Raw genomic sequence first — 12,374 nt, forward strand, 5'->3', positions numbered from 1 at the left:
TGTGCGCCCTTTCTTTTTCTTTTCAGCGTGTTGTCAGAGGCGTTGCGTCGTAAGGCGCACCTTGGTGCGCCCCACCTTCAAACAAAATCGATGAACTTGTTCATTGGCATTTCCCGAATCCGCTGCCCCGTCGCGGCAAAGATCGCATTGGACAGCGCCGCCGCCGCTGGCGGCACCATGGGCTCACCCATGCCGCGCACATGCGGCCCGTTTTCAAGGCCCCGCACCTCGACCTCGGGGGTCTGATACATTCGCATCCCCTCGAAATCGTAGTAGTTCTGCTGATCCACCATGCCGTCCGAATAGGTGATTTCCGAATTCATCGCGTGCCCCAGCGCCCAGACAACGCCGCCCTGCACCATGTTCTCGAAATTGATGGGGTCGACCACCGTGCCGACCTCTGCCGCGACCCACACCTTGTCGATGCGGATGCCGCTGTCGGTGTTCGTCACCTCGATCACCTCTGCCGTGGGCACGCCGAAGGATAGGCAGAATCCGACGCCACGCCCCTTGTTCGCACCCAGCGGGCTGCCCCAGTTCGACATCTCGGCCACTGCCTCGAGCGTCTTGCGCGACGGGTCGTGCCAACACAGGCGCAGACGTTCTTCCATCGGGTCTGCCCCGGCGGCGTGGATCAACTCGTCGAGAAACACGTCGTGAAAGAACCCGTTGGTCGACGCCCCGACCGAGCGCCAGGACGAGATCGGGGCCAGCTCGGGCGCGCGGTAGCCTGACACGCGGTAGTGCGGGATCTGCATGGGCTGTTCCCACGCGCCCGCCACGATTTGCATGTCCGGCCCCGGCACTGGCAGGCCCTGCCGCCCCATTTGGCTGGCCACGACCGAGGGCATGGCAATACCCAGATCATAGGCCTCGACCTTGCCATCGCGCACCGTTCCACGCCCGCGCGCCATGGCGATCTGGCGGGTGTCGTTGTGGGTCGTGTCCTCTTCCCGGCTGTAGGTCAGCTTGACCGGTGTACCCTTGCGTTCCATTGCGATTTCAGTGGCTTCGCGCACAACCCGATCTTCGAGACGATGTCCGAAACTGCCCCCCATCATCAGCACGTGAACATGAACGTCCTCCGCATCCATGCCCGTGATCTTCGCCACATTGGTTTGGACAAAACGCGGGATTTGGGTGCCCGTCCATACGTCCACACGGTCGTCCGTCACGCGCACCGTAGTGCTGATTGGCTCGAGCGGCGCATGTGCGAGATAGGGCGCGCGATACTCCGCCTCGATCACCTTGCTGGCTGCATCGAGCACAGCCTCCACATCGCCGTCATCACGCCGTCGGCTGTCGCGCTGATCTGCGTTGAAACTGTCGGACAGGGTCTGCCAATGCGCCTCCATCTCGGGCGGATAGGGGGCAGGGCCCCAGTCGATCTCGATCGCATTGGCGGCCTGAATGGCGCGCCATGTGTTGTCGGCCACAACAGCAACGCCGTTGGTCACGGGCACAACCGCCTGCACGCCGCGCATCGTTTCCGCAGCGCTTGCGTCATAGCCGTTCATCCCCCCACCGCGCCGCGGGTTGGTGCGCACCGTCGCATGAACCATCCCCTCGATTTCAAAGTCGATGCCATAGCGCTGTGTACCCGTGGATTTTGGAACGATATCAACGCGTTCCATCGCCTTGCCGATCAGCCGCCAGGTGCCGGGATCGCGCAGCGTTACATCATTTACGGGCTCTATAGTCGCGGCAATCGGGGCCAATTCCATATAGCTGATCGTGCCGCCGCCGGGCAGCTCGACCCGTCCCTTCGCAGTGGTCAGGTCAGCCACATTCGCTCCGTTCTTTTGCGCGGCGGCCGCCTTCAGCGTCTCGCGCGCGACCGCCCCGGCAAGGCGCAGCTTTTCAAAGCTGTCGGGCACCGTTGTGGATCCGCCGGTGATCTGGAGGCCAAGGAATTTCAGCATCGCATCCATGACGCCGCGCGTGGATTGCGCAACAAAGCTGTCGTCGGTGGAGCGGAACGGCGCCGCCTCACTGCTCATCGCGGTATTGTAGTAGGCGGGGCTGGGCATGCCCGGATCGACCGTGATCTGGTCCAGGTCGACATCCAACTCCTCCGCAATCAGCGCAGCCTGCACCGAATAGGCCCCCTGCCCGCTGTCAGCCCTCGGCGTGATCAGGGTGATGCCGGTTGCGTCGATCTTGACATAGGGGGTCAGCGCCGCCTCGCCCTCACCCACCTGGTCCAGCAGCGGGTTCGAGACGGGGCGCTTGTACATGTAATAGCCAAAGGCGACGCCCCCGACCACGGCGGCAGAGCCAACCAGAAACGTGCGGCGGGCGATTTTTCCAATGCGGCTCATCGCTTACGCCTCCTGCAACTTGGTCGCGGCGGTTTTGACGGCCGCCCGGATGCGCGGGTAGGTGCCGCAACGGCAGAGGTTCCCGCTCATCGCGTCGTCAATATCGGTGTCGCTGGGATTGGGCGTGTCGGACAAGAGCGCGGCGGCCTGCATCATCTGCCCCGATTGGCAGTACCCGCACTGCGCGACCTGGTGTTCGATCCATGCCGCTTGCACCGCATGCAGGGTGTCAGGCGTGCCGAGCCCTTCGATCGTCGTCACTGGCCCGTCGACATCCGTGGCCAATATCTGGCAGGACCGCACCGCAACCCCGTCGATATGCACTGTGCAGGCCCCGCATTGCGCGACACCGCAGCCATACTTGACCCCCTTGATGTTCAACTCATCCCGAAGGATCCACAGCAGGGGCATGTCATCCTCGACATCCACCTCATGGTCCGTGCCGTTCACCGTCAGCTTCATGCCGTTCTCCGCCTCTCTTGGTCGCTTTCTAAAAAATAGGAGGAATGGCCGCAGTCTAAACCTGCAAATCACGCCAATGCGTAAACAGATCGCGCCAATTCCGCATTATGCCGGGCGCGCGTAGCGCACATAGGCAAAGCGACGTGCATCCGGCGCCCAGTTCGGGACGTTGATCGAGCCCTGGCCGCCGAAAAGGGTTGCAATGGTGCGGGCCGGGCCACCGGATTGCGGCATCAGCTTTAGCGCCACCTCTTCCCCGCGCGGATGGTCCAGAACGTGCGGGCCATAGGCGAGATAGAGAACATGTTGGCCGTCCGGCGAAGGATGCGGGAACCAGTTGACCTGACTGTCATCCGTCATCTGCTCCAGATCGGACCCATCGGGTCGAATGCGCCACAGATCCGGTGTGGTCCCGTGATGATCCGAGTTGAACCAGATCCACGCGCCATCGGGCGTGTAATCCGGCCCGTCCCGGTGTCCGGGTCCAAAGGTCAACTGCCGTTCGGTCCCGCCCGCAGCCGGAATGGTGAAAATCTGGAACACACCGTCCCGCATGGCAGTGTAGGCGAGCGTTGCCCCGTCGGGCGACCAGCCGTGCCAGTAGGACGGCACCTCGTCCGTGACCCGTATGGGCGCACCGCCCGTGATGGGCAGCGTGTAGATACAGGAAGTGCCACGCCCTGGGCTTTCGCTGACCACAAGCCTCGTGCCGTCCGGTGAAATCCCGTGATCGTTGTTCAGCGCCCTGAGTGGGCTGGTGTCTATCCAGGTGATCGCACCATCCGCCAGATCGAACCGAAACACCCGGCCACCGCCGTTCAACACCAGAAACGTGCCACAAGGCGACCAGTTCGGTGCCTCGATCAGATCGGGTGTTTCGTACACCACCTCTTCGGCGCCCGTTGCGATGTCATGCAGAACGATAAAGCTTTGTGCGCTCAAAACTCGACGACGGCCCGGATCGACTTGCCTTCGTGCATCAGATCAAAGCCGTGGTTAATCTCGTCCAACGTCAGCTTGTGGGTGATCATGGGGTCGATCTCGATCTTGCCGTCCATGTACCAGTCGACAATCTTGGGCACATCCGTGCGCCCCTTGGCCCCGCCAAAGGCCGTGCCGCGCCAGACCCGGCCCGTAACCAGCTGGAAGGGCCGCGTGGAAATCTCGGCCCCCGCAGGCGCCACGCCGATGATGATGGATTCACCCCAGCCCTTATGCGCCGCCTCAAGTGCCGTGCGCATCACATCCACATTGCCCGTGGCGTCAAAGGTGTAGTCGGCCCCGCCCCCGGTCAGTTCGACCAGATGGGCCACCATATCGCCCTCGACCTTGGAGGGGTTCACGAAATCGGTCATGCCGAAATGCTCGCCCATGGCGACCTTGTCGTCGTTGAGGTCCACACCCACGATCTGGTCACAGCCAGCCATCTTGAGGCCCTGAATAACATTGAGGCCAATGCCGCCCAGACCGAAAACGATACAGCGGCTGCCGATCTCGACCTTGGCGGTGTTGATGACCGCCCCGATGCCGGTGGTGACGCCGCAGCCGATATAGCAAATCTTGTCAAAGGGCGCGTCCTTGCGGACCTTGGCGAGCGCGATCTCGGGCACCACGGTGTGGTTGGCAAAGGTCGAACAGCCCATGTAGTGATGGATTGGTGTCCCATCGAGCATCGAAAACCGGGTAGAGCCATCCGGCAATAGCCCTTGCCCTTGGGTGCTGCGCACCTTCTGGCAAAGGTTGGTCTTGGGGTTGAGGCAGTATTCGCACTCTCGGCATTCCGGCGTGTAAAGCGGGATCACGTGATCGCCGACTTCCAGTGTGGTGACGCCCTCGCCCACTTCAATCACGACGCCCGCGCCTTCATGGCCCAGGATGGCCGGGAAAATCCCCTCGGGGTCCGCGCCGGAGCGGGTGAATTCATCCGTGTGGCACAGACCAGTCGCCTTGATCTCGACCAGAACCTCGCCCTTGCGCGGGCCATCAAGGTTGACCTCCATGATTTCCAGAGGTTTGCCAGCTTCGACAGCCACTGCGGCGCGTGTTTTCATCATGGTGCGATCTCCCTTTGAACTTGGCGCCATCAAGGCCAGCCAAGGGGCGTTCTGTCAATGGCAAGACACAGCGATTGCGGCAGACCGGCCCTCCGGGGGGATTTTTGGAACAGAGAAAGGGGTGAGTCCCGTCCTTCATTCTCTGTTCTTGGAAAATCCTCGGGGGGCGCCGAAGGCGTGGGGGCAGACAGCCCCCTCCCCGCGCGCCGCAGGCGTCGTCGGTCGCAGTGTCAGGCCCTTGCAAGGACAAAGTCGTGCACAACCTCAAAATAGGGACCGTCCATGCCCGCCTCGGCAATCCTGTCCGCATCTTCGATCAGGTCAAACTTGGCCATCAGGCTTTCCTTGACCCCGAACACGGCGTCCGAGTGGATGTATTCATCGTCCGGGTCAAAGATATGGGTGGTCAGCGTCTCGAACCCATCCGCCTCGAGGATGTAATGAAGATGTGCAGGCCGCCAGCAGTGCCGACCGAGTGCGTTCATCAACTGTCCGACGGGACCATCTTCGGGGATGGGATAGTTGCGCGGCTTGACCCCGCGAAAGAAATACGTGCCATCCGCGCCGGTGCGGAACACCCCGCGCAGGTTGAAATCAGGCTGGATGCCCTTTTGTTGCACGTCATAGAACCCTTCGTCATTGGCCTGCCACACGTCGATCTTGACCTGATCGATGGGCTCGCCATCGGTGTCGAGGATGCGCCCCTTGATCAACATCGGATCGCCCTTGCCGTCCAGGCAGATGTTCGACCCCATCGGCAGTTCGGGCGCATCCGGCAGGTGAAACGGACCCAGTACCGTCGACTCGGACGCGCCCGACGGTTTGCGATTGTTGATCGCATCGACCAGCATCGACACACCCAGCACATCCGAGAGAAGGATGAACTCTTGCCGCCAATCGGTGCAGGTGTGCCCGGTGCGGGTCAGGTACATGATGGTGTCGAACCACTCTTGCTGCGTCGGCTCGATCTCTTTGATGCAGGCGTGCATGTGGCGCACGATGGCCTCTATGCACTGTTCCAGCCGCGCGTTGTCGGTCTTGCTCCGCGCCGCGACCACTTGGGCCGAATTCTCTTCGGTGAAGTATCCGTCATGTATGGGGCTATGTGCAGTCATCGTGTATCCTCCTTGGCCAATATGGCCCTGAGCGCGGTGAGCAGGTCGGTGTGCGGATCGTCTGTCATCCCTTCGCTGCGCCAGGCGACGTGGTGATCGGGGCGCACGAGCACGCAGCCCGCATCGCCCACTTCGCGCGCGCGCGCCCAGTCGCCGGTGTGATCCACGAGGGGTTGGCGCGGGCCGATGACATGGGCCGACAGGGTGATCCCCAGCGACTTGGCGGCAGCTTCGGCGGCCTTTGCCCAGGCCCGCCCGCTCAGCCCCGTGATGAGGGCAAAGCCGCCTTTGGTCAGGTCGAGCGTGGAAAGTTTCGCACCGTGTCCGTCGAACAGCCAGACATGGGGCAGCCGGGCCCCCGGCCACGTGGTGGGTTGATAGTGCAACTCGTGATCGAGATCGAAGGCCGGTTCGATTTGCCCGTCCGTGACCACCGCATCCGAACAGTAGCGCTGGTTCATCTCGACCCCGTGGGCGTCAAATTCATACTTCTTGAAGGCAATCGCCTCGCGCAGGGCTGCGCGCTGCGCCTCGGCGTCCGGCGTGGCATCGCAGCGCTTGTCCATATTGGCCTGCATCACGTCCGGGTCCGTATGCCCGATCAGCCCGAGCGCTTCGAAGATCGGGCCGAATTCCCCAATGGACTGGTTCGCCCGTGTGACGATCTGTTTCGCAATCGGCGCCCTTTCCGCGTTGTAGGTGTCGAGCAGCCCCTCGCCCGCCTGCCCCTTCAGAACGGCGGCCAGTTTCCAGGCGAGGTTGAAGGCGTCCTGAATGGACGTGTTCGATCCCAGCCCGTTCGAGGGCGGGTGGCGGTGCGCGGCATCGCCCATGATGAACACGCGCCCCTTGGACATCTGGGTCGCGTAGGCGTCGTTCACCGTCCAATAGCTGATGCCCTGCATGTCGATCTCGAGGTCCGGATCGCCCACGAGGTCGCGGATGATCTTCTTGGCCTCGTCGTCATTCAGCTCTGGCCGCTCTCCTTCGATGTCGTAGCCCCAGATCGCCAGCCATTCGTTCCAGGGCCGTACCATGCGCACCACGCCCATGCCGATGCCGCCCACGTTCGAGCCCGGCTGCATCACCCAATAGAGCACTGAGGGGCGGTGCGCGACGTGCCGACTGAGGTCGGCCTTGAACAGCAGGTTGATCGACCCGGCCACGCCCATCTTGCCCTCGATGGGCAGACCGGTGTTTTCAGTCACAGCAGAATTGCCGCCATCCGCCCCCACCAGGTATTTCGAGCGGACGGTGAATGTCTTGTTTGTCAGCCGGTCGAGGACGGTCGTCGTGACGCCGTCGCCATCCGCCTCGTGGCTCTGGTATTCGCAGGACATGCGGGCTTGCGTGCCGCGCGCGCATGCCGTCTTGAACAGAAGCGGCTCCATGAAGGTCTGTGGCAGATCGTTCATCTTGCTGGGTGAACTGAGTTCATGTTCCGCCCGGCTGAGCGGATGTGTGCCCCAGGTCTGGATGCGGCCCAGTTCCTCGCCCGTCAGGCTTTCGCAGAACACGTTCGATCCCATCAGGTCCTGCTCGGTGGCGTGCATGTAGGCCTCGGCCTCGACCTCCGGCCCCAGATCGCGCAGCACTTCCATCGTGCGCTGATTGGTGATGTGGGCGCGTGGGCTGTTGGCCAGCCAGCGATAGCGGTTCACCGCCATGTTCTCGATCCCGTAGGTCGACAGCAGCGCGGCGGTGGCCGAACCTGCCGGGCCAGTCCCGATGATCAGGACGTCTGTTGTGATATCTGCCATGGTCTTCCTCCTCCAGGGATCGTGTCAGTGCTGCGGCGGGGCGCCCTCCCAAGCGGCCTGCAACAGGTGTCTTATGCCGTCCCGCGTGATGGGCGCGGGGTTGGGATAGGGGTTTTGCGTGGCCAGATCGGCGACATGGTCCAACTGGTCCGCAGTCACACCCAGATCGCTTAAGGCCAGCGGAGCATTCAGTGCGCGGGCAAAGCGGTGGAGCGCGGTGCCGGGGCTGTCGCCCCCAAAGATGTCGGTGACCTTGGCCAAGCGGTCAGGGACCGACGGAGCGTTGTAGCCAATCGCGTGGGGCAGGATGATCGCGTGGGTGTCAGCATGCGGCAGGTTCAGCGTGCCGCCCAGCGTGTGGCACAGCTTGTGATGCAGGGCCATGCCGACCATGCCCAGAACCGCGCCGCAAGCATAAGCCCCCCGCAGCGTGTCCTCGCGCGCCTGCACGTCCGTCGGTGTGGCAATGACGGCGGGCAGGCTGCGCGCAAAGGCCCCCATGCCGTCCACGGCCAGTGTGTCAGAGGCGGCACTGCGGTTCGTGGCATATAGCGCCTCGGCGGCATGCGCGATGGCGTTGAGGCCCGAGGTCACGGTCATCGCAAGCGGCAGGGATGTGACGAGTTCAGGATCATAGAGGATCACCTCGGGCAGCACGGCGGGATCGGTCAAAGTGGTTTTCACGCCATCCCTTGTCTCGCCAAGGATCGGCGTGGCCTCGGACCCCGCATAGGTGGTCGGTATCACGATCTGGGGCACGTCCGTACGCAGGGCGATTGCCTTGCCCAAACCCGTGGTCGACCCGCCACCGATCGCCACAACGCAGTCGGCGCGCACCTCGCGCAGATACGCCGTCGCCTCCTCGCTCACCTCGACAGGTGTGTGCATGGTGGCACGGGCAAAGACACCCGCCGCCGCATCGCCCAGCGCTTCGGCGAGCGCCATGGCGGCGTCTGACTGCTGCGGTGTGGACAGGATCAGCGCGCGGGTGCAGCCCAGGCGCGCGACCTCATCCCCCACCCTATTACGCATGCCCGCGCCAAACAGGACACGGACATCAGGCGCAGCGATGGAGGCAGAAGAGTTCATATTTGCGACCCTACTCTGCGCGTTTTCACAAGTTGATGTGAATTTTGGACATCTATATAGCTTGAGGTTATGCAAATTGATCCCAATCACCTGATCATATTGGCAGCCGTGGTGGATGCAGGCGGATTGACCCAAGGCGCGCGCGCCTTGGGCAAGTCGCAGCCTTCGCTGTCGCGCTCCCTTTCCGCGCTCGAGGCGCGGCTGGGCCTGCCGCTGTTTGAAAAGGGGCGGCGGCCACTGGTTGCCACCGAATTGGGCGCGTCCCTTGCCGCCCAAGGGCGCATCATCCGGGCGGCAGGGGCGGAGGCGGCAGCGCAGGCCGACCTCTACAAAGGGGGCAAGACAGGCGCTGTGCGTGTCGCAGGCACACCGGTTTTCATGGACGCCGTCATCGCTGCGATGATCGCCGGGTTCCAGCAAGCCAATCCCAACGTGCGCGTCGATCAAAGCTATGGCTACGCGGATGCGCTGATCCGCGATGTGCAATCGGGGGCGCTTGATCTGGCGCTGTGCCCGCTGCCGCCCAACGCGGTGCCCGAGGGGTTGGCGTTCGAGGAGATCCTGCAAGGGCGCAACGTGATCGCCTGCCGTATCGGTCACCCCCTTGTGCGAAAGAAGACGCTGCGCCTGAGTGACATTGCGCCCTACCCGTGGATCGCCCCGCCCAGCGACAGCCCACTCTATCACGACCTCAAGGCGATCCTGCGCGAGATCGAGGTGGACGATTTCAAGGTCAGCTTTTCTGGGGGCTCCATCAGCTCGGTCCGCACGGTGCTGGAGGGGTCGGACAGCCTGACCATTCTGCCCTATTCCGTCCTGTTCATGATGCGGCATCTGAAGTCTGTCACAGCCCTCGACATCCGCATCCGGCACGCGCCGCGCAACCTTGGTATCCTCAGCGCAACCGACCGGGAAAACCCACCGGCAGTGCGCCGGTTTCATCGACATCTTGGGGTTGAATTCAAGGCTTTGGCCCGCTCGATCACCCATGCGCAACAGGCTTCTGTCTGGCGCCATTGATTCGGTACGGGCCCGTTTCAGCGCGCCGGATTGTTCCGAAACCCAGTACAATTCCTGTCGGATGCACGCACCCGTTGCGCTCGGTGGGACAGTCACCCGGAGGTCAGGAAAATATGACTTGCCACAGCCCCATGCGGGGCAGACAGTCTATGCATTAACCAAGTAAGAATTTCGTCACGCCCAACCTGGGGGAAGTGTTTTGGGTGCTTTTGGACAGAAAATTTCTGCGCTTGTGCGTTTCACATGCGTGTTGGTGCTGAGCCTGAGCGCCACACAGACAGTAGCACAATCGCGCGATCTGGACGCCCCGCTCGAGACTGTTGTCTTTGGCGACAACGATACACTGCGCGGCATCGTCGGCCAGTACCTCGACGATCCCGATCTGTGGCCTTACGTGCTGGAACTGAACGCGATCAGCACCCCCGCCGCCGTTGTGCCGGGCACCGAATTGAAACTGCCGGTCAAACAGGTGCGCGCGGCCGATGCCGCGCTGGCCGAGTCGCTTGAGGCGATCCAGAAGGCCAACGCCGAAGGCGCGCAGGTCTTTGCCCCGCGCGAGATTGGAGAGGCCCTCGAAACCCGCGAAGCTGCTGTTGAGCGGCGCGAGGTCGGTGCCTGGGTCGAGGTCGTTGATCTGTCGGACATCGCCACGCTGCTTGCGCAAGAAGCGCTCGAAATCTCGATCGCGCAACGTGACCGCGCGGCCGAGGCGGTGGTGTCGGACGTACAGGGCAATGTCGAAGGCCGCGCGCCGGAAGAGCCGCGCTGGAGCGGGCGCGGGCTGAACGACATCCTTGTCGAGTTCGAGCGTGTGCGCACGCTGTCAGACAGCACCACGCAGGTGACGTTCCGCGATCTCAGCCGGTTGCGCCTGAACGCCAACTCGAACGCAACGATCCAGCGCATGCGATCCGATCCGCTGACCGGTACAGAGGTGACCAAGGTCAGCCTCGTGAACGGCGATTTCTATGCCCTGCTGAACCAGTTGTCCGAAAAGACTGCATTCGAAGTCGACGTGCCAGGGGTCGAGACGACGACCAATTCCGGTGATTTCTGGATCAAGAACGATGCCACCGGCGCGCGTTTCGTGAATTACGACACGCCCGCGCTCGAAATCACGGATGGTGGAGAGACCATCGAGGTGCGCGAAAACGAGGGCCTTGTCCTCACCTCCAGCGGGGCCGAGCGAGCCGAGGTGCTGGATGCACCCAGCCTTGTGTCACCGGGCCTTGGCGCGATCCTTTACGATGGATTTGCGCCGCTGGGCTGGAGCGCGTTTGACGGGGCCGAGGCCTATTGGGTCGAAGTCGCGATTGATCCCGGGTTCAACCAGATGCAGGTGTCGGAATGGGGCGTGCGCGGCACCGCCTTTGACACAGCGCCCCTGCCCCCGCGCACCTATCACTGGCGCGTGGCCGCGCTTGACCGGCTGGGTCTACCCGGACAGTGGAGCGTGCCGCAATCCTTCACCCTGCGCGTGGACAAAACCCCACCCTTCCTGACCCTGCTCGCCCCTGGTGATGGAGAGATCGTCACCCGCCCGCAGATCGAGGTTTTCGGCGCGTCCGAGCCCGAGGCCGACGTGCAGTTGAACGGCGAAGCGGTGCCGCTTGGATCGGACGGCAGCTTTATCCTCGAAACGACATTGCAGCCCGGCCCCAACATTCTGACCCTGCGCGCGGTGGACCGCGCGGGCAATGAAAGCCAGACGGCGCAAACCGTGATCTACCGCGCGGCGGCACAGGTGGATATCAGCCTCTCACCGTCCTTGCCCCGCGTCGGTGACGCGCTGGCCACTCGTTCGGATGAATTGTCGGTCTTTGCCGCCTCGACCGCCGCAGAAGGTGCCGATGTGCTGGTGCAAAGCGGTGGCACCGAAGTGCTGCGCACCCGTGTCGGCCCCGCCGGCGCCCTCAGTTTCTCCGTACCCGCAGAAGATACGCCCAAGGGCTATACAATTGCCGTGCTCGGCCCCACGGGGCTGATCGAGGGCCGTCTGGATTTCGACGCAGTGCGCGATCAGGTGGCCCCGGTGACCACGCTCGACTTGCCCCCGCCCAAGGCGACGGATCAGGACCAGATCACGCTGTCAGGGGATGCGGGCGATGCCGCGCAACTGACCATCAACGGGGCAGAGGTGTCTCTGGATAGTGGGCGGTTCACCATATCCCTCAGCCTTGTGCCGGGCCAGAACCTGTTTGACCTCGTGGCCACGGACGGGGTCGGCAATGTCGCCGCATCCCGCCTGCAAACGCTCTATGACATCGACCCGCCACAGGTGCAGTCGGTCGATGTGGGGCGGCCCAACGGGGCAAACGGGCCGATCGAAATCACCGTTGTGGCACAGGACGAAAGCGGGCTGCGGCAAGCGGCCTCCTACCTGCTGCAAGTAGGGGCAGAGGAACGCGAAGGGTTCCTGCGCTGTGATGCGGCCACGGGGGTGTGCCGCGCATCGCTACCGGCCGAGCCGGGTGCGCTGCAACTGATCGAAGTTGTGATCGAAGACTACGCCGGGAACGCTGCGTTCCGGTGACTGGGTGGGACGGTGTGCAT

The 12,374-nt window shown here is 63.1% G+C and carries 9 protein-coding genes; 2 read left to right on the forward strand and 7 right to left on the reverse strand.

Features of this window, described 5'->3' with window-relative positions:
• Positions 1–77: 77 nt before the first annotated feature.
• From ACMHLQ_RS06145 to ACMHLQ_RS06175, 7 genes are all read right to left on the reverse strand, one after another.
• Positions 78–2,321: a molybdopterin cofactor-binding domain-containing protein gene (locus ACMHLQ_RS06145; protein ID WP_415403909.1), complete on the reverse strand. Its 2,244-nt coding sequence runs from the start codon at positions 2,319–2,321 to the stop codon at positions 78–80.
• Positions 2,322–2,324: 3 nt separating this feature from the next.
• Positions 2,325–2,783 (reverse strand): (2Fe-2S)-binding protein, encoded by a 459-nt coding sequence (locus tag ACMHLQ_RS06150; protein WP_415403910.1) that lies wholly within the window; start codon positions 2,781–2,783, stop codon positions 2,325–2,327.
• A 105-nt stretch (positions 2,784–2,888) separates the two neighbouring features.
• On the reverse strand, positions 2,889–3,725 hold the full coding sequence (locus tag ACMHLQ_RS06155; protein ID WP_415403911.1) for a TolB family protein: 837 nt from the start codon (positions 3,723–3,725) through the stop codon (positions 2,889–2,891).
• Positions 3,722–4,834: an S-(hydroxymethyl)glutathione dehydrogenase/class III alcohol dehydrogenase gene (locus ACMHLQ_RS06160; protein WP_415405237.1), complete on the reverse strand. Its 1,113-nt coding sequence runs from the start codon at positions 4,832–4,834 to the stop codon at positions 3,722–3,724. The genes ACMHLQ_RS06155 and ACMHLQ_RS06160 overlap by 4 nt, the downstream gene beginning before the upstream one ends.
• Before the next feature lie 233 nt (positions 4,835–5,067).
• The gene (locus tag ACMHLQ_RS06165) at positions 5,068–5,952 is read right to left on the reverse strand and encodes an intradiol ring-cleavage dioxygenase (protein WP_415403912.1); all 885 of its coding nucleotides are present in this window, start codon (positions 5,950–5,952) and stop codon (positions 5,068–5,070) included.
• Complete coding sequence (locus ACMHLQ_RS06170) at positions 5,949–7,712, reverse strand: FAD-dependent oxidoreductase (protein ID WP_415403913.1); 1,764 nt, start codon at positions 7,710–7,712, stop codon at positions 5,949–5,951. The genes ACMHLQ_RS06165 and ACMHLQ_RS06170 overlap by 4 nt, the downstream gene beginning before the upstream one ends.
• Before the next feature lie 24 nt (positions 7,713–7,736).
• Positions 7,737–8,801, reverse strand: a complete 1,065-nt coding sequence (locus ACMHLQ_RS06175) for a maleylacetate reductase (RefSeq protein ID WP_415403914.1) — start codon at positions 8,799–8,801, stop codon at positions 7,737–7,739.
• 69 nt (positions 8,802–8,870) lie between these two features.
• On the opposite strand from ACMHLQ_RS06175, the gene ACMHLQ_RS06180 reads away from it, so the two are divergent.
• Together ACMHLQ_RS06180 and ACMHLQ_RS06185 are read left to right on the forward strand one after the other, a co-directional pair.
• Complete coding sequence (locus ACMHLQ_RS06180; protein WP_415403915.1) at positions 8,871–9,821, forward strand: LysR family transcriptional regulator; 951 nt, start codon at positions 8,871–8,873, stop codon at positions 9,819–9,821.
• Between the two features lie 232 nt (positions 9,822–10,053).
• Positions 10,054–12,354 carry a FecR domain-containing protein gene (locus ACMHLQ_RS06185; RefSeq protein WP_415403916.1) on the forward strand — a complete coding sequence of 767 codons (2,301 nt, stop codon included), beginning with the start codon at positions 10,054–10,056 and terminating at the stop codon, positions 12,352–12,354.
• Positions 12,355–12,374: the final 20 nt, after the last annotated feature.

Origin of the sequence: Tateyamaria algicola (genome assembly GCF_047715485.1) — a bacterium.
Classification (GTDB): Bacteria; Pseudomonadota; Alphaproteobacteria; order Rhodobacterales; family Rhodobacteraceae; genus Tateyamaria.